Annotated in this window: 12 protein-coding genes; 6 read left to right on the top strand and 6 right to left on the bottom strand. The window is 39.5% G+C overall.

Annotation, left to right across the window (positions count from 1 at the left end):
* Window position 1: 1 nt before the first annotated feature.
* Window positions 2-559 carry a hypothetical protein gene (locus tag ACN9MR_RS16770; protein WP_426325301.1) on the top strand — a complete coding sequence of 186 codons (558 nt, stop codon included), beginning with the start codon at window positions 2-4 and terminating at the stop codon, window positions 557-559.
* Window positions 560-662: 103 nt separating this feature from the next.
* Here ACN9MR_RS16770 and ACN9MR_RS16775 read toward each other — a convergent pair whose 3' ends face one another.
* Together ACN9MR_RS16775 and ACN9MR_RS16780 are read right to left on the bottom strand one after the other, a co-directional pair.
* Window positions 663-2,165: a hypothetical protein gene (locus ACN9MR_RS16775; protein WP_426325303.1), complete on the bottom strand. Its 1,503-nt coding sequence runs from the start codon at window positions 2,163-2,165 to the stop codon at window positions 663-665.
* A complete protein-coding gene (locus ACN9MR_RS16780; RefSeq protein ID WP_426325305.1) occupies window positions 2,162-2,737 on the bottom strand; it encodes an RNA polymerase sigma factor in 576 nt (191 codons plus the stop codon). The genes ACN9MR_RS16775 and ACN9MR_RS16780 overlap by 4 nt, the downstream gene beginning before the upstream one ends.
* Window positions 2,738-2,898: 161 nt before the next feature.
* On the opposite strand from ACN9MR_RS16780, the gene ACN9MR_RS16785 reads away from it, so the two are divergent.
* Complete coding sequence (locus ACN9MR_RS16785) at window positions 2,899-3,801, top strand: class I SAM-dependent methyltransferase (protein WP_426325307.1); 903 nt, start codon at window positions 2,899-2,901, stop codon at window positions 3,799-3,801.
* A gap of 342 nt (window positions 3,802-4,143) precedes the next feature.
* On the opposite strand, the gene ACN9MR_RS16790 is transcribed toward ACN9MR_RS16785, so the two are convergent.
* The 4 genes from ACN9MR_RS16790 to ACN9MR_RS16805 are packed head-to-tail and all read right to left on the bottom strand — an operon-like array spanning window position 4,144 to window position 10,582.
* Window positions 4,144-5,739: a SusD/RagB family nutrient-binding outer membrane lipoprotein gene (locus tag ACN9MR_RS16790; protein WP_426325308.1), complete on the bottom strand. Its 1,596-nt coding sequence runs from the start codon at window positions 5,737-5,739 to the stop codon at window positions 4,144-4,146.
* A gap of 7 nt (window positions 5,740-5,746) precedes the next feature.
* Window positions 5,747-8,848, bottom strand: a complete 3,102-nt coding sequence (locus tag ACN9MR_RS16795) for a SusC/RagA family TonB-linked outer membrane protein (RefSeq protein WP_426325310.1) — start codon at window positions 8,846-8,848, stop codon at window positions 5,747-5,749.
* Between the two features lie 32 nt (window positions 8,849-8,880).
* Window positions 8,881-9,894 (bottom strand): FecR domain-containing protein, encoded by a 1,014-nt coding sequence (locus ACN9MR_RS16800; protein WP_426325312.1) that lies wholly within the window; start codon window positions 9,892-9,894, stop codon window positions 8,881-8,883.
* A gap of 46 nt (window positions 9,895-9,940) precedes the next feature.
* Window positions 9,941-10,582 (bottom strand): RNA polymerase sigma-70 factor, encoded by a 642-nt coding sequence (locus ACN9MR_RS16805; RefSeq protein WP_426325314.1) that lies wholly within the window; start codon window positions 10,580-10,582, stop codon window positions 9,941-9,943.
* Between the two features lie 150 nt (window positions 10,583-10,732).
* Here ACN9MR_RS16805 and ACN9MR_RS16810 point away from each other — a divergent pair, with 150 nt between their 5' ends.
* The 4 genes from ACN9MR_RS16810 (at window position 10,733) to ACN9MR_RS16825 (ending at window position 18,372) form a co-directional block, all read left to right on the top strand.
* On the top strand, window positions 10,733-11,629 hold the full coding sequence (locus tag ACN9MR_RS16810) for an ROK family protein (protein WP_426325316.1): 897 nt from the start codon (window positions 10,733-10,735) through the stop codon (window positions 11,627-11,629).
* A gap of 267 nt (window positions 11,630-11,896) precedes the next feature.
* A complete protein-coding gene (locus tag ACN9MR_RS16815; protein WP_426325318.1) occupies window positions 11,897-15,010 on the top strand; it encodes a SusC/RagA family TonB-linked outer membrane protein in 3,114 nt (1,037 codons plus the stop codon).
* A 17-nt stretch (window positions 15,011-15,027) separates the two neighbouring features.
* On the top strand, window positions 15,028-16,665 hold the full coding sequence (locus ACN9MR_RS16820) for a SusD/RagB family nutrient-binding outer membrane lipoprotein (protein ID WP_426325320.1): 1,638 nt from the start codon (window positions 15,028-15,030) through the stop codon (window positions 16,663-16,665).
* Window positions 16,666-16,749: 84 nt separating this feature from the next.
* A complete protein-coding gene (locus ACN9MR_RS16825; protein ID WP_426325322.1) occupies window positions 16,750-18,372 on the top strand; it encodes a LamG-like jellyroll fold domain-containing protein in 1,623 nt (540 codons plus the stop codon).
* Window positions 18,373-18,710: the final 338 nt, after the last annotated feature.

Genomic DNA, 18,710 nt, shown 5'->3' on the forward strand with positions numbered 1-18,710 from the left:
GATGAAGCAAATATTCATAAGCATCTTAAGCATTTTCACCCTAGCCGTTTATGGCCAGGACAAAAACAATTATATTCATTTCAATAAATTGACCGAAGTTGAAGGAACAGATTATGTAATTGCAAGTGTTGAAAACTGGGGAAAAATACCTGATGCTAAAAACAAATACCTACTGTTTATTAATACAAAAAACGGACAAACAAAACAGGTAGATTTCCCAAGTGATGGCTATTTTGAAAAACTGGAACATGTTAAAATTGATCATCTAGGGATCAATCAAATTATTATTTCAGCCCAAACCATTGATCTTGATGAAAAAAAGGGAATAGACTGGAACGACCCAAAACAGATTATAATCTTATCTCCTGATGGACAAAAAAAAACACAGTTAACAGACAATAAACTCTTTGTAAGGACCTGGGTTGTAAATAAACAAACAGGCACCGTTGTGGTTACTGAACACTATGATACAAACAACAACAATAAATACGATAAAACGGATAAAAACGAAATTTCAATTTACGACTTGAAAACTTTGAAACTGGTTAGTAAAATTTAAGAAAGCCCATACCAGGTTTCGCTATCATTAGCCTTGAAATTTCTGTTTTCTATCGTCTCTTATGAAACAATACTAATCATTTTCAATCTTGTTTCTACTATAGTTATTTAAACCTATATCCTATCCCAATCCTAAAAGCCCGGTTGGTCTGTTTAAAAGAACCCAAACTATTGCTCACCTTATATGGAGTTAACCATTGGTAGCTTCCATTGATATCAAATTGTTTAATGTGAATACTGATGCCGCCGGTAAACCCTATATTTACCTTATTGCTTACTGTATTTACTAAGGTCGAGTCGATTTGCCTGCTATGGTATAACGTATCACGTGGATCGGCTATCGGTTTTAATCTGGTTATCATTTCAGACTGCTTGCCCACAAAGCTAATTACCGGACCTGCTTTAACACTAATATGTTTTGAAAGCCTATAAGCAGCTGTTAAAGGAATATCTACCGTAATCACTTTTCGTGTAGCTGCAATTGTAAACGGCGGTAACGAATCGGGGCGGTAATAACTCGGATGTGTAAATTCTCCAATAATTTTTTGATAGCTATTAACATTTACGCCAACTGAAAGCTGCCATTTTTTACTTAATGAATAAGCGCCCGATATGCCGCCATAAAAACTACTGCTGCCTTTCTGCACATTCATTCCTGTTGTTACACCATAACTATATGTAGGCACTATAATTTCGCTTTCCTGTTTAATTTTGGTCGTTTTGATTTTGGGTGATCTGACATTTTTTACTTTCAAGGCTTTACCTGCAGTGGTGCGATCTGCTTTATTTTTGCTTCCCCTCCTACTGGTATTTATTGAAGATGCACTTCGTGAATAGACAGGGGCATAGGTTTGTAAAACAGCTCTTTGATTTAAAATGGAAACTGGTGAAGCAAGCTGTTTAAAAAATCCATTTGTTTCCTGATAACTATTCGGTATTAATAACAGATTTTGTCCGTTCCTAAACGAACTATCAACATTCCAACCTTTAGTTTCATGACCATCAACTTTTGAGCTAGGCTTTGATGATCTCGAACTTAAATTTTCAAATCGTCCAGAAGTATAACGTCTTTGTGTACCATCGTGTTTGTTTTTAATGGGAGAAACAGCATTCGGTTTAGCGGCAGATAAAATAACGTTTTCATTGTCATTCACACGTTTTACAACCTCAGCAGAATCATTGTCAGCGCCTTTATTTTGCGCCACAACATGATCAATTGGATTTCCATTCTGATCAATACTATCCTTGATTATAGTCGTATCGCCCAGATTGCCGTAACTTATCACCTTGCTACTATCAAAAGCTATTGAATCGAGAATTGCAGGTTTAACTTTCTTTTCTATTTCTTTCTGTTTATTTTTTGATTTTAGAACTGTAAAGTAGCCTACAGTAGAAACCGCAGCAGCTACAGACAATGTATACCCAATTATTTTAAATAGTTTGGCTCCTGTAGATAAATTAGGACCATGGCCGCCGACGGTACTAATCGGCATCTGCTCATTGAGCAGTTTGTGCATACCCGCCCATGAAGCATCCGCAGCATCCTGAATTGGAAGACTATCGAATTTATTGCGCCAGAGTTTATGATACCATGCTGAATTTCTCATCTTCTTTTTATGTTTTCAGTTGGTTTATCAATTGCTGAGGAAGCTAACATTGTCCTCAACTGTTTCTTTGCTTCAGAGAGGTGCCACCTTGATGTACTCTCGGTAATGTTCAAATGTTCTCCAATTTCCTTATGTGAATAGCCATCTATAACCGAAAGGTTAAAAACCAACTGGGTAGCGGTTGGCAACAGGCGTATCAATTTCAGGAGATCTTCTACAAAAAGTTTATCTAACACAGACGGCTGGATAAAGATTTCCTCTATTTCATCTTGGCTGATTGTTTCGTTAAACTTCGCCTCTCTTCGGCCAATATCAATGCATGACCTTACCATCACTGTCCTAATCCAGGCACCAAATTCTCCTTTTTTAGCATCGAAAGTATGGATATGCTGAAAAACCTTCAAAAAACCAACGTTCAGCGCATCATGTGCCAGATCATCTGATTTAAAATAACGAAAACATATACGCAGCATATCGGCATAGTAAAGCTTATAGAGACCTTCCTGTGCTTGCCGCTCATTAGCCTTGCAGCCTCTGATTAGTTTAGTATCCTGCTTAAAAAAAAGGTTCATCCATCTGGTTCGGTAAGCGGTTTTTCATGGTGTTATAACAAGGTTACGCAGCGGATATGAAAAACGCTGGGTTAAAATTAATTTATTTTTTATTGATACATTTTATTTTTCGACCAAGCGTTTTCAGCACTGGCTTCGTATGATCTTGTAAACCCTGATCTATGCGTCACAATGAAAGCTATAACCGACACAACGAATGGTACAATGAACATTTCCCATCTGAAAGTTCTAAACGCGATTTTTATGGAAAGGTGAGGGCTACAGGCAAAAACAATGTTGCCAACTGGCTGCAACAACTATTTTTCAGTTGTCTAGATCCGCTTTTAGACAGAAAAGACCGAAGCTGGCTTACCGTAGGGGATGCGTATGGATTTGATGCACAGTATATCCTAAACTCAGGTAATAAGGCATTGGCAACCGATTTGAATACCGATTTTTTAAATGTTGCACTAAAAGAGGGAATTATTAATGCCTGTGCTGCAGAAAATGCAGAAAAGCTATCGCGAGAAGACAATAGCTTTGATTTTGTGCTTTGCAAAGAATCTTACCACCATTTCCCTAGGCCATATGCTGCAATGTACGAGATGATCAGAGTGGCCAGATCGGGTGTGGTAGTGATGGAGCCGCAAGATCCGGTAACAAAAATGCCTTTACTATTAATGCTGAGCAATCTTTTTGCCCAAAACGGGCAATTTATTAACAAAATATGGAAAAACCGTTTTTCATTTGAGCCTGTTGGAAATTTTGTATACAAGGTTTCTGAACGGGAATTTGAAAAACTGGCCGCAGGTTTAGGCCTACCAATGGTCGGTTTTAAAAAAATCAATCCAAATTACTGGTTTAAAGGGGCAGAATCAATATCAATCGATCAATACAGCAGGCAATTTTTCTTAATCAAAATGAAGAAGTTCCTTTTTGATGTCCTCTTTAAACTAAGGGTTATGCCCTCACAGGTGTTAACGACAATTATTTTCAAACAATTACCTGATGAGCACACGACTAACCTGCTTAAGAAAAGCGGTTACCACTTGGTTTACATTCCTCAAAACCCTTATTTAAATTAAACAATATCCACTCTTATCATTTCACACCTATCTAAATAAAACATGAAAATCAACTCAACGCCTAAAATCCTTTATTTTTTTTCGATCTTAATGTTACTAGTTTTTTTGATCCTAACTTATTTTTTTTATCCCCGTGTGCTATGGAGTGAGTTCTTTGCATCAGCAGCTATTTTTTTGCCTATTGCGGTTGGGATAATTATTTTAGCTATTCTTTTATTTCTGGGCATATACCTGATGATCAAAGGCATAAACCATGGAAAGAAAAAAAAACACGTTAGATATTTATAGTCTTTAAAACGTATCTATTATATGATGATTTAGGTGTATCCCCTTATTCAATCATTACTTATCCCACCAAACCCGTGAGGTAAGTACATCTCCCCCTGCTATTCTGGCTACGGCATCTTTATAGTTTTGGGGATTGTTCAGCACCTCTGTTGATAGATAGATCATCCTGCGGGGAATAGTGCCATTGGTGACGTTGCCTTTATAATTTACAGGAATAAGCTTGGGATAATCGCTCCTTTTCCAGTTTAACCAGGCTTCTATGAAATTAAAATCCGTTCCTGTAGTTACCCAGTATTGTGTATTGATTGCGCTTAATGCATTTTGTGTACTGCTTTCATCAAGTGGATTCTGGTTTACAAATGCAGTGATTTTATTGGCATCAACCGCAGCTAAAGGATCCAGCTGTGCAAGCGATTGGATCGCGCCCGTTAGGCCATTGGTGTAGTGCAGGTTTGCGGTACCATTTATATTCCATCCCCTCACTTTGGCTTCGGCAAGCAAAAATTCAATTTCAGCGTAACTCAGGATAAAAATTGGTCCGCCTAATTTAAGGTACATCGCGGTGCGTGGTCTGGAATATTTTCCAAGCGGAGCAAAATCACTTCCGCTACCCGTTCCACCTGGATAGTTTGGCGAATGACTGATATCAGTGGTTCCACCCTGCAGATCGTATCCATTTGGCATCCCAAGCTGAACAGTTGCATCGGTATTTCCGCTTAAATTCTGATCTGCATTTTTGGCCAATCCATCTTTCGGTACTTCACCTATCACACCCAATCTGGGGTCATTGGTATTTTTTAACTGATCAATTAATGTTTTACTCCATCGTACTTCCAGATAGTCGGAAAATGTTCTTAAAGCAAGTGATGTTCCATTTTGACTGTTAAAGGAAGAAGCATCGGTTAACAGAATCGCATTGTCGTTAATACTGGTAAAAGTTTTGCCCACGGCCTTTTCGGTCCAAATTCTGGCCTTCTCCGGATCTGCTTTCGTTAACCGCATGGCAATCCTAAGCATTAACGAATAACCAAACTTTTTCCATTTACTGATATCACCTTTATAAAAAAGATCGGCGCTAGGTCCGGGTTTTTCGGTATCCAATTGCGCTGTAGCCGTTTCGAGATCGTTCAGCATCTGTGTGTAAATATCTTCCTGACGGTCGTAAACGGGATATTTAACACCTTGCATCGCCTTAACAGCCTGCGAATAAGGCACATCGCCATAAGTATCGGTAATTCTTTGTAAAATCAATACAAACATCATATCACCAATCGCAATCAGGTTTTTATAGGCCACCGGATCTTTTAATCTGGCCAGTCGTTGCATCTCTCTGATGTAAGAGGCATCTGTATAACCTTCATCAAAAATACGCCCCTGATAATCGGTAAAACTCCCCACATTGATGTATTTATCGCCATTATTGTAATAATAGTAGGTTGAGGCAAGCAACTGCATCATGGTACTCTGATACAGAAGCTGATAATAGCCCAAATTGGCATATTTTAACTGTGCTTGTGCAAGCAAGCTGTTAGGATCATAATTATCTTCGGTGAGTTTAGTTGGGTCGGTATTGATTTCGTTTAGCTTTTCCTTAGAACAACTGCCCATTAAAGCCAGAAAAAAAATACCTAAAACACATAACTTTCTCATGGCCATCTTATTTGAATTTAAAATTAAAATTAACCCCAAACGTACGTGTTGCAGGCAATGAAGCACCTTCTATCCCGGCGTAGCTCAATGTTGGTGAGAACTGTGACTCAGGATCTACATTTTTAGTGTATTTAAGCAAGGTAAACAGGTTCCGTGCCACCAGATCTATCCCTATACTACTAAAAGGTGTTCTTTTTAAAAAACGTTCACTAAAAGAATAACCTAATGTAGCCTGCCTCAGTTTAATAAAACTCCCGTTAAGCACCGATAATGCAGAAATATTAGTGGCCAGTTCAGGGTAATAGGCATAAGCAGGAACGTTAATGGTATTTTTTTGCCCATTTTCCAATACCCCATCGGCAACAATACCTGTTTCTCTACCGATCAAAGTGGCTTTATTTAAGCCAAGCACATAACTGTAATATTCTGTAGCGGATAGGATTTTATTGCCAAAGCGATAATCGATCAAAAAGGAAAAACTAAACTGTTTATAGCTAAAACTGTTGGTTACCCCTCCATATAAAGTAGGCATGGTGCCGCCCATTGGAATAAAATTACCCCGCTTAGGTATGCCATCGGATCCGATAATGATGTTTCCATTGGCATCGCGTAGATAATCGTAAGCCATAATCTGCGTAATCGGTTTACCAACCACCAGCGCTGTATTGGCATTTAACGGCCGATAGGTACCCGTAAGGGTATAATTACTGTTGCCATCGATAGAAAGCAGGGTATTCTTTACCTTGGTCATATTAAAGTTAATCTGCCATTTGCCCGTTGTTGTAAGCAATGGCGTATAGCCTAAAGCCAGTTCTATTCCTGCATTGCGGGTTTCGCCAAGGTTAACATAAGCGGAAGTAAAACCTGTGGTAACCGATTGTTTTGCATTAATAATTTCGTTGTGGGTAATGCGGTTAAAATAGGTAAAATCGATATCCAGCCGACTATTAAAAAATTTAAGGTCGAGGCCTGCCTCTATTTCATTCAGGGTAAACGGTTTTAAATTGTAATTGGGTAAATCGCCTGAAAAACCACCTACAGGCACGCCGTTTACCTGATTATCTACGGCATAATAGATTTGCGTGGTGTACGGAACAATGGGTTCGCCACTTGTTTTGGCAAAATCCAACCGCAATTTACCAAAGTCCAGCCCCTTGAATTTCAACAGGTCGGAGAAAATAAAACTGCCCGATACGCCAGGTACAAATATGCCCCGGTTGTTAGCAGGCAAAGTAGAATAGATATCGTAACGTCCTGTAACGGAGAAGTTAAGATAACGCTGATAGCTGAGATCGGCAGTATAATAAGCAGATTCAGTTACAATTCTGGATATGGCCAATGTTTTGGTACTGGTAATCAGATTTTCTGGCACATACAGATACGGTATTTTAAACTGCGATCCTTTCAGTTTTTCGGTATTGCCCCTTCTTTCGCGATAATTTGCGCCCATTGAAAATTCGAGGTTCAATTTATCGCTCAGGCTTCTGGTTGCACTGAATAAAATATCGCTATTGAGTTCTGAAGTATGGTTTTGATCATAAGCATTCATACCGCCCTGCCTGTTAATGGAAAATGCAGTTCCTGTAGGCAAAATACTCACCACTTCATCTTTACTCGAATCGTAGCCAATTCTGCCCTGCAGTGATGCCCAGCTGGCCAACTTATATTTTAATACGGCTGATGTGATATAACGGTTTCTATTGGCATAATCGGCCTGTTTGTTCATTAAAAAATAAGGATTGGTTTTATATTCATCCCCATTCCAACGCGTTTCAAAACCTGTTTCGGTATCATAACCAGGCGCTAAGATCGATTGATCTAAACTGGTGGCCAAAGCTGAGATCCCGTAATTTGCATTTAAAGGACCATCACTGAGGTAACTTTTGTTTTTGTTCCTTTCGTAAATGTAATTACCGGTAAAGCTTAATGATATTTTAGGACTTAAGGCAACTGTACCATAAAAATTCAGCGTTTTCCGGTTCAAAGCTCCATTGCTTAAAACAGAATTGTAATCCAAATTGGAAACCGAAACCCTGTAGTTATTATTGGTATTTCCACCAACCAGCGACAGCGTATTAATAAAGGCTGGGGCGGTGCGGTAAAAAGTCTGGATGTTATTTTTTACAGGAGCATAAGGCCGCATAGAACCATCTACCTGAGGTGTTAATTTGCCATCCATAAGTTCTCCCCAACTCAATAAACCTGTAATAATTGCATTGTACAGATCGGCAGGCCGTTTATTTTGGGTACCCTGACCGTACAAATATTGAAAATCAGTAGAATTAACCGGCACATCGAAGGCCAGGTTTGCGTTATATTCCAGCTTTGGCTGGGTATTTTCTCCACCGCTTTTCAGGTTGATGAGGATCACACCATTTGCAGCCCTTGCGCCATATAACGCCGAAGCAGCCGAACCTTTCAATATCGTAATGGTTTCAATATCATCCGGATTGATGTTACTAATGCCATCGCCGTAATCGGCTCCGCCATATTCATTTGCACTGCCCCGAATGCTGTTATCAATTGGAACACCGTTTACGATAAATAATGGAGAAGCAGCAGTCATACTAGAAACACCGCGGATGAGTATGCGTGCTGCAGATCCCGGGCCACCATTTACACCAGTAATGTTAAGTCCAGCTACCCTACCCTGTAGCGCCATAATCATATTGCTCTCTCTTGCTTTAGTGATGGAAGAACCTTTAATGGTAGTTAAGGCATAGCCAACTTTATCATTGTCTTTTTCGATACCCAGAGCCGTAATTACCACCTCTTTTAAAAAACGGACACTATCAGAACCCATTTTCCCTTCGGCATTTTTTCGGATCACGATTAAATTGTTCGGCAAAAGAGAATAAGTATACCCACTATTGAGCAGCAATTGATCGATCACCTTTATGGCTTCTTCTTCTTCAACTTTGATTGATACCTGATGTTTGGGGATTTTAGATTCACTGTAAGCGAAATGATAAACAGTTTGTTGTTGTATGGCTTCTACAACCTGTTCAAAATTTGCTCCGTTAAAATTTAATGTAACCTTGGTTTGCGCGTATAAACCGAGCGGAAAAATCAATCCAATTAACAATATGATTCTCTGCGCACAATTCATGGCTACAAATATACATGGCTTAACGGTATGTGCTAACGGTAGATATAGACATTTTTCCCCTTTATCGAATAATTGAAATTTTCGATCAGTTTTAGCACATTTAAAGCTTCGATAATGGTTTCTTTATCTACATGTCCGGTAAATTTCATCGTTTTAAGATCAGCTTCTTTAAAGGTTATTTTAACATCATACCATCGCTCAAAAAGCCTGGCAATTTCATCAAAACGGTTGTTTTTATAGATAAGTTCGTGGTTTGTCCACGCGGTTTCCATTACCCGATCGGTCCCTGTTCCAGTAAAATGGGTGAGCTGGCTCAAATTTGGTTTGCCATCTACAAGGGTAAATTTATCGTTTGGCTTTAAGATAAAGGTTTGCCTGGTATTATTTTTAAGTGAGATGGCAACGCTTCCCCTGATTAAGGTAGTTTCGGTAAAAGTATCGTTTTGGTAGGCCTTAACATCGAACGCAGTACCCAGTACTTTTACCGCCAATTGTTCGGTGTGCACAATAAAAGGGTGTTTAGGATCTTTCTTAACATCAAAAAAGGCCTCACCAGATAGGTAAACATTTCTGGTATCGCCACTAAAATGTTCAGGGTATTTTAAGCTGCTCCCCGAATTTATTTTCACGGTAGAGCCATCGGCCAGTACAATGGTTTTCACCTCTGCGGCTTTGGTTAGCGCCTGAGTTAGTACCAACTGATCTGTTTTATTGAAGAAAATGGCCTCTTTATTGTATATCAATGTACCTGCAACAACAATAGCCACAACCGCAGCAACTTTTAACCAGATGCTGTAAGATTTATTTTTGGCCATCGTTAAACCCGATTCTCCAGGAACGGTAATTTGGGCTTTGATCCGATCAAAAACTAGATCGATATTTTCTTCTTCAGCTGTTTCAGATTCAAAATAGGCCTGTAACTGTTTATATTCTGTCCTAAGCGCTTCATTATCGGCTAAAATCGATTTCAGTTCAACAGATTCATCCGGTGAAATTTCACCGGCCAATTGTTTTCCAAGCAATTCTGTAAATCTTTGATCTGTCATTTTTTTTCACCCTTTGATAATATGTTCCTTTTTCTGTTAAAATTGCCTACAAGAAATAAAAAAAAGATAAAGTACCCGCTAAGATAATCAGGGAGATCATTTTTCCAAGTTTTTTTTCATCAGATCCCTGATCTTTTAAAGGCTGTAATATTAAGCGAAGTTTTGTAATGGCCCTGAACAATTGGGTCTGCACCGTTCGGGGCGAAATGTTCAACAGTTCTGCCACTTCTTTGTATTTCATTCCACTTTCCTTGATCAACCTAAAAACCGTAGCTGCCTGAGGTGCCAAACCAGCAATGGCAAAATCAAGTTGCCGGTGCAGTTCTTTGGTTTCCAAAATATACTCCGGCGTTTGTGCCGTTACCGAAACATCCTCTTCAGCATCAACTAAATCGATAAACGTAATTGAAGAATTTTTTTTGAGGTATTTAAGTGATTGATTTTTTACTGCAATAAAAAAATAACTTTCGGGATTTAATACGTGGGTACTTGCTGCGCGGTTTTCCCAACATTTAACAAATACCTCGGTAACAAGGTCTTCTGCAGCCTGTTTATCAACCACATAGTAAATAGAAAATTTGATTAACCTACTGTACAGAAAGCGGTAAAGTTGCTCAAAAGATTTTATATCATCCTCGAGGCAAATCTTATTCCATAAAACGACTAGATCTGGCTTAGTTGCTTTCAACTTGGTTAGTTTGGTGAATCAAATGTAAGGTAATAAAAAATATTTCATAAAAAAATCTTCCCGCTGTAGGCAATTTAACAAAAAAAGGACTCTTCATTCGGTGCCACAATCAGGTACAAGCCATTTATAGATCTATTGAAGCAGAAAACAATGAATAAAAACAAATATGTGTTGGGCATTGATATCGGAGGTTCGCACATTACAGCTGCCGTACTCGATATGCAGCAGCGGAACATTCTTAAAAATTCTTATACGCGCGAACGTGTCGACTCTCATGGCTCAACAGAACAGATTATCCGCACCTGGTGCAATGCGATTAAAGCAGCTTATCAGAAGGTTGATATCGAAATTGGCTGTATAGGTATTGCCATGCCGGGCCCTTTCGATTATGAAAATGGCATTTCTTATATCGCTGGCAATGATAAGTATGCAGCATTTTATGGCCTCAATGTAAAAGATATGCTTGCCAGCGAACTGCAGATTGGCCGGGATCAGATTTTGATGAATAACGATGCTGCTTGCTTTTTGGCCGGAGAAGTATTTGCAGGTGAAGCACGTACCTATCGGCATCTGATTGGTATTACCTTGGGAACAGGTTTAGGAAGTGCAGTTTATAATGAGGGAAAAGTTGACGATGCCAATTTGTGGTGTGCACCTTTTTTAGACGGCATAACGGAAGATTATCTTTCTACACGCTGGTTTTTAAAACGTTATTACGAACTCACAGGATTTAATATTCTAAATGTTAGAGAACTAACCAGACTTTACGACGATAACCAAACTGTACGGAAAATATTTGCAGAGTTTAGCCATAATCTTGGACTTTTCCTCAAAAAATTTCAGCAGGATCATACGGCAGAAGCGATTGTGATCGGTGGTAATATTGCTAACGCGTCGAGCCGTTTTATTCCTGCGGTGACTAAATACCTCGAATCGCAGGGCATCATCTTACCAATACATATTTCCGAATTGAATGAAGATGCTGCCTTGGTGGGTGCCGCAGGTTGCTGGGCTACACAGACAAAAGAAACAGTTGGAAAAAGCTGATTTCGATTAAATATTATATCATGAACATTTACCATTTAAACAATTAATTTTTGGGGGTTGTCTTGAGTGTAATCGTCATTTCGACCGCAGCGGAGAAATCTGATAGATACAGCATGATGCCAAGAAAAAATTATTTAAAAATAATTCAATTCCGTTGTAGGCAATTTGTGTAAGCAAAATGCTCTTAACTATAAAACCGGACGGATGGGAATCCTGAAGGCGGCAAACAATTAACCAAATACTTATTCAAAATTATTCATAATGAATATGAAAAAATCTTTACAGCTAACCTGCTTATTGCTCTATGCATCTACAGGCTTGTATGCAGCTGCACCAATTGATCACTTTAACCGTGCAGTTTCTTTCCGTTCTGTTTATCAGGATGTAATAAAAGGAACGGTAAAAGACGAAACCGGCGCTACCTTACCAGGTGTAACCATTACTATAAAGGGCGCACAGGGCGGCACCCAAACCAATACTTCAGGCCAATATAGCATAACGGCTAAAACGGGTGATGTTTTGGTGTTCTCGTTTATCGGCTACCAAAGTAAAGAAGTTACCGTGGGTACGCAAAGTACTGTTGATATAACTTTAACCCCTGACTCTAAAAATCTCGAAACAGTTGTTGTAACGGCCTTAGGGGTAAAAAGATCAGAAAAATCATTAACCTATAATACACAACAGGTATCGGGTGATGAATTATCAAAAGTAAAAAGCCCCAACTTAATGAACTCCCTGAACGGTAAAGTTGCAGGTTTAACCATTAGTCCAAGTGCATCGGGTGTTGGTGGTTCGGCAAAGGTAATTTTGAGAGGAAGCCGTTCGGTAAGCGGTAACAATCAACCTTTATATGTAATAGATGGGGTACCAATTAGTAATAACGGTAATGCCAATGGCCAGCAGAACAGTGTATTTGGCGGCGGTCAGGATGGTGGCGATGGTATTTCCAACCTTAATCCTGATGATATTGCAAGCATCACTGTTTTAGAAGGTGCATCAGCAGCTGCCCTTTACGGTAGCCAGGCACAGAACGGTGTAATTTTAATTACCACCAAACAGGGTAAAGCAGGTAAAGCCGAAATTGGTTTTTCATCGGGTGTAACCATTGATAATATTGCTTATGAGCCAAAGTTCCAAAACAGTTACGGACCTGCATCTACTACAACGAGAGATAGCTGGGGAAGTGGAATCAGCAATACGACAGATAATTTAAAAGATTTTTTCAAAACGGGGATTAATACCTCGAATGCGATAAATCTTTCGGGAGGATCCGAAATAGCGCAAACTTATTTTTCATATTCCAATACCTATGCCAGCGGTATCCAACCAGGCAATAAGTTAAACCGGAACAACTTAAACCTTCGTGAAACGGCTAAGTTTTTCAATAATAAACTAACGGTAGATGGAAGTGTGAACTACATCAATCAACGCATCAACAACAGCCCTTCTTTAGGTTTGTATTTAAATCCATTATTGGGCTTGTATCTTTTCCCCAGAGGTGTTGATATTACCCCATATAAAGATCAGTATTTATTGGCTGGCAATACGGGTGGCGCACGCCAAAACTGGTTAGGCGGTCCGGCCGATATTAATCAAAACCCATGGTGGTTGACCAATTTAAACCCAAATACATCTGTTCGTAACCGTTTCTTATTGAGCGGAAGCGTTAAATATGATGTTGCGCCATGGTTAAACGTTCAGGTTAGGGGAAATATGGACCGTACTACGGATGATTATGAAAACCGGAGATACTCTGGTATTGCGACTAATTTCAACTCTACCGGAACAGGTTATTTTGCACAGAGCAACCAAACTTACGTTCAGAAATATGTAGATGCGATTGCCAACATTACCGTTCCAATGACTGGCTCTGATTTTAAAGTGAATGGATTAATCGGTGGAAGCATTAACGACCAGAAAACTTCAGGTTTATCTTTAGCAGGCAACCTTTCGGCGGTCGATTTCTTTTCACCAGCTAACACGATCGTTGCCCTTCCAGGTACCTTTAGTGGAAATACACTAAGTAACGTAGTTCCCATAGTTCCTAATCACAGCCAGCTACAGGCCGTTTTTGGTAACGCCAATATTTCATATAAAGACTGGGCTTTCTTAACCGTAACAGGCAGAAACGATTGGTCTTCTAACTTATCGTACACACCAAACGATTCTTATTTCTATCCATCTGTTGGTTTATCATTTATTGTTTCGCAGATGTTCAAACTTCCTGAGGCCATTACCTATGCCAAACTGAGAGGAACTTATGCCGAAGTTGGAAATACAGTACCACCTTATCTTACTTTTATTCAAAACACCTTAAAATCAGATGGTGCATTAAATTTCAATACCAATGCTGCTTTCAGAGAGTTAAAACCTGAAAGGACTAAATCCTTCGAGGTGGGTACCGATTTACGTTTCCTATCAAACAGGATCAATTTCAGCTTTACCTATTATAAAACCAATACCAAAAACCAATATATTCCTGTAGTTGCACCCCCATCTTCATTGGTATCAACAGGATACCTGAATGCAGGTAATGTTGAGAACAAAGGTTTCCAGTTTATTTTAGGTGCTGATGTTATTAAAGGCGACGGGCTAAACTGGAATACTTCAATAAACGGTTCATTAAACAGAAATAAAATCATTGATATCGCTTCGGCCGATAAAATTAACAGTGTAGATTTAACAGGCGCTGGCAATACTTCTTATATTTCGAGGTTAAAAGTGGGTGGTTCTTATGGCGATATTTATAGCTATACTTTACAAAGAGATGCACAAAACCGCATCATATTAGGTGGTGATGGAACAGCAGCTTCGCCATATACACCGCTAAAAAGTAAAGAATTTAACTATGTGGGTAATCCTAATCCAAAATTTCAATTGGGCTGGAATAACAGTTTCAATTACAAAGATTTTAGCTTAAGTTTCTTGGTCGACGGTAAATTTGGCGGTCAGGTATTGTCGCTTACCGAAGCTTTAATGGACGAAGCAGGTGTATCTGAAGCAACTGGGAATGCAAGGACTCAAGGCGGTGTTAAAATTGATGGTGTAGATACAAAAGGTAATGCAGTATCAACAACAGTTAATCCACAAGCTTATTATTCATTTGTTGGTGGCAGATCGGGTGTATCGGGCGAATATATCTATAGCGCTACAGTAGTACGTTTAAGAGAAGCTGCTTTAGGTTATACCCTTCCTTTAACTGGCAAAACGTTTAAAAGTGTTAAATTTTCGGTTACCGGCAGAAACCTGTTTTATTTCTATAAGAAGGCGCCTTTCGATCCGGAAATCACCATGTCTACCGGTAATGGTTTATCTGGCGTAGATGTTTTTAACCAACCTGCAACACGCAGTTTAGGCTTCAATCTAAATTTATCATTTTAATTCTATTCAAAAACAACATGAAAACTATATATCATAAATCCTCGAATAACGGGATTAAAAGATTGTCTGCTGTTTTGCTGGCATCTTTGATGGCCTTAAATTTTGGATGTACAAAAAACTTTGAAGATTTTAACACCAACCCAACTGCACTTTCACCTGAGCAGACTACCGCACTTTTAAAATCGGCAATAGGCCCAATTGAGCAGGAAATTTTTCACAACTATCAAATTGCACAAAATCTAAGTGCTGATGCTTTTAGTGGCTATATGATGGCACCTACGCCTTTTGGTGGCGGGATCAACAATATGAACTACTCGTTAAATGATGGTTGGAACAGTGCTGGTTTTAACGACCAGTACAACTATGTAATGGCACCGATTTCTAAAATTGGCCAGAGCGAGGTAAAAACCAAATCGCCGGAAGCCTGGGGAATTGCCCTTTTGGTTCAGGTAATGGCCATGAGTAGGGTAACCGATAAATTTGGTCCTATTCCATATACTACAGCTGGTTCTTCTTTGGTATCTACACCTTATGAAGATCAGAAAACAGTTTATAGTGCTTTTTTTAAACAAATCGATACAGCAGCCAATAACTTACAAACTTATATTGCAGCAAACCCTGGTAAAACAGCGTTTTATGATAAAGGCGATTTAATCTATGCAGGTGATCCGGTTAAATGGTTAAAATTAGCTAACTCTTTACGTTTGCGTTTGGCTACACGTATTGTAAAGGCCGATGCGGCTACAGCAAAACTTCAAGCTGAAAAAGCTTTGAGTGCACCTGGAGGTTTATTAACAAGTGTAGCAGATAATGCAGCAGTAGCACAGTCGGGCACGAGAGATAATGATTTATGGGTGGTTACAGTTGCTTACGATGGCGATAATGCTTTAGGTGCGGCTTTACAAACGTACTTGGTAGGCTACAACGATCCACGCTTACCGGTTTACGCCAGACCTGCTACCGATCCTCTATTTGCAGGCCAGTATATAGGAATCAGATCGGGTGCAAATACCTCGTTTAACGGTTTGGGTAAAGCAGGCTATAAAACATATTCTACTTTAAACTCAACCGATAATACCAAATCACCTATCGGACAAAAAGCACCACAAATTTTGATGACTGCCGCTGAAGTATGGTTTTTAAAGGCTGAGGCTGCATTACGTGGCTGGACAGGTGCAGGAGATGCACAAACCAACTATGAGACCGGAATTACCACCTCATTACAGCAATGGAGTGTAGCTCCAGGAAGTTATTTATCAGATGCAACCAGTATACCTACTGCTTACGTAGATCCGAAAAATGCCGCAAACAATGCTGCAGCTGTAAGTACAATAACCGTAAAATGGGACCCTACTTCTACCAATGAACAAAAATTAGAGCGCATTATTACGCAAAAATGGCTGGCTATTTTCCCTGACGGACAGGAAGCCTGGTCTGAATACAGGCGTACGGGTTATCCTAAGTTATTTACAGTAGCCAATAATAACAGTGGTGGATCTATAAATACCCAAACCCAGATCAGAAGATTGCCATTCCCATCAACTGAATATGGAAATGGTAATAGTGCCGAAGTTGTTAAAGCAGTTGGCCTTTTAGGCGGACCAGACAATGGCGGTACCAGATTATGGTGGGATGTGAATAAAGCAAATTTCTAATCGCCCCAAGCATTGCCCGGTAGAATGACGTAAGTTGTTCTACCGTTTTCATAAAAACCAATTTCTAACCAAAAATTTAAACCTATGAGAAAACTAACCGTTTTCGGCGTATTGCTGTTAACAGCTTTCGCCCTGTTGTATGCTTGTAAAAAAGCCAATTCTGAAAAAGATGACAACCTATTAAGTACCAAAGGTACAGCAAGAGCAGCAACCAATGCTTCTGCCCTCGCCTTAACTGGTCCATTCATGACCGCCTATGTAGAGGTAAACAGTAACAATTTTGTAAATCCCGGATGTTATACCTACGGAACTTCCGCAAGTCAATTATTTGGTGTTTCTGTTATTTTCGCTGCCAATATCAATTCGGTAAATGGCGTACCAACTTTGTATTTCAATCCACAGGTGCAAGAAACCTTAAATTCTGGCAAGGTGGCTTACCTTAAATCATTAGGCATAAAAGTAGTGCTCGATGTACTTGGAAATCACCAGGATGCTGGATGGGGCTGTTTTACCACTTACGCCCAGGCCGATGCCTTTGCCATCCAATGTGCCAACGCTGTACAACAGTATGGTTTAGATGGGATTGATATCGACGATGAGTATTCTTCGTGCACTGCAAATGATGGTTCATTAGTACTTGCAGCAGCAGCATTAAGGGCCAGAATGGGTACCGATAAACTCATTACCATGGCCGCATTTAATCAGGCCAATTATTTTAATTCTACTTATAACAACCAAAAACTTGGCGATATTTTAGATTATGTATTCGAGCAAACATACTTTTCGACCAATTATGCGGGGCGTTTACAACCTTATATTAATGCTGGTGTACCTAAAAGTAAATTGGGTTTAGGTACCGATTTAGGCAATAGCGATCAGGCAGCAGTAGCTACTTATGTGAAAAACAATGGTTTGGCCAGCGCGATGGTTTATAATGTAGCCAACAATTCACAAACTAAGTTATCAGCCATGTCTAACGTACTTTATGGATCGGCAACTGCTGTAAAACCAAACTGTATAGATGGCACAGGAGGTACACCACCAGCAGGAAACCGTTCATTGGTTTTCGATGGTACTAATGAATACTTAAATTCGAATACGTTTAATCTTGCAGGCACCAGTTTAACTTATGAAGCATGGGTTAAACCAACGGCTTTTAAAGCTGCTGCTCCAAATATCTCAACCATTATGGGGATCGAAGTAAGTGATGCTAATGTGGCTTTGCTCCGTTTAGGTGATGCTTCTCTAGCCAATAATAAAGTGCAGTTTGTATTGAACACAGGTGGTGCAACACCTAAAAAACTTAATTCTGCTACAGCGCTAAGCACCAATACCTGGTATCATGTTGCGGCAACATATGATGGCGCGACCATGAAAATCTACATCAATGGGACTTTAGATGCCAGCATGAGCGCAACAGGTACCATTGTGGCCAACGGCTCATTCCAGATTTCGAGAAGCTGGGATGCAAACAGAGGTTTTAATGGTCAGTTTGACGAGATGAGAGTTTGGAAATCGGCACTGGCACAGTCTACAATTTCAGCCAATAAATGCAGTGTAAGTGCCGCAAGTACCAACTTAGAGGCCTATTGGAAATTTGATGAAGGTACCGGAACCACCATTGCAGATGCAACCGGTCATGGCCACACCGCAAGTTTGCTTAACATGGAAAGCACGGATTGGTCTACTACCGTTCCTTGTTTATAGGTTTTCTTCATAATCATTAAATTTTTAATGGCGGGTGGAAAACACCCGCCATTTTAAAATTCCCCCTCTTCGTTTTCTACATACAATTTCCATAGTAAAGCGTTTCTATAACTTAGGCTTTAGCTTCGAATTGGATATTATATCGATTTAGCGATTTGCTTACTAGCATACCATTTCTATCTTTGTAACCGTTATCTTTGCACGGATACAGATATAGGTTTAAAAAACTGTGATTTTTTTTCATGATTAAAATAACAAAACTGTACTCGTTTTTGTCCCCTTTTTGGAATAGGATGTGTAATAGCACCCATAGACACTATTTGAAGGTAGAATATAAT

Source organism: Pedobacter sp. R-06 (assembly GCF_049913135.1).
In the GTDB taxonomy this organism is placed as follows: domain Bacteria; phylum Bacteroidota; class Bacteroidia; order Sphingobacteriales; family Sphingobacteriaceae; genus Pedobacter.

Coding starts and splice junctions, on each gene's coding strand:
- ACN9MR_RS16770 (WP_426325301.1), top strand. CDS start 2: ATGAAGCAAATATTCATAAGCATCTTAAGCATTTTCACCCTAGCCGTT.
- ACN9MR_RS16775 (WP_426325303.1), bottom strand. CDS start 2,165: ATGAGAAATTCAGCATGGTATCATAAACTCTGGCGCAATAAATTCGAT.
- ACN9MR_RS16780 (WP_426325305.1), bottom strand. CDS start 2,737: ATGAACCTTTTTTTTAAGCAGGATACTAAACTAATCAGAGGCTGCAAG.
- ACN9MR_RS16785 (WP_426325307.1), top strand. CDS start 2,899: ATGCGTCACAATGAAAGCTATAACCGACACAACGAATGGTACAATGAA.
- ACN9MR_RS16790 (WP_426325308.1), bottom strand. CDS start 5,739: ATGAGAAAGTTATGTGTTTTAGGTATTTTTTTTCTGGCTTTAATGGGC.
- ACN9MR_RS16795 (WP_426325310.1), bottom strand. CDS start 8,848: ATGAATTGTGCGCAGAGAATCATATTGTTAATTGGATTGATTTTTCCG.
- ACN9MR_RS16800 (WP_426325312.1), bottom strand. CDS start 9,894: ATGACAGATCAAAGATTTACAGAATTGCTTGGAAAACAATTGGCCGGT.
- ACN9MR_RS16810 (WP_426325316.1), top strand. CDS start 10,733: ATGAATAAAAACAAATATGTGTTGGGCATTGATATCGGAGGTTCGCAC.
- ACN9MR_RS16815 (WP_426325318.1), top strand. CDS start 11,897: ATGAAAAAATCTTTACAGCTAACCTGCTTATTGCTCTATGCATCTACA.
- ACN9MR_RS16820 (WP_426325320.1), top strand. CDS start 15,028: ATGAAAACTATATATCATAAATCCTCGAATAACGGGATTAAAAGATTG.
- ACN9MR_RS16825 (WP_426325322.1), top strand. CDS start 16,750: ATGAGAAAACTAACCGTTTTCGGCGTATTGCTGTTAACAGCTTTCGCC.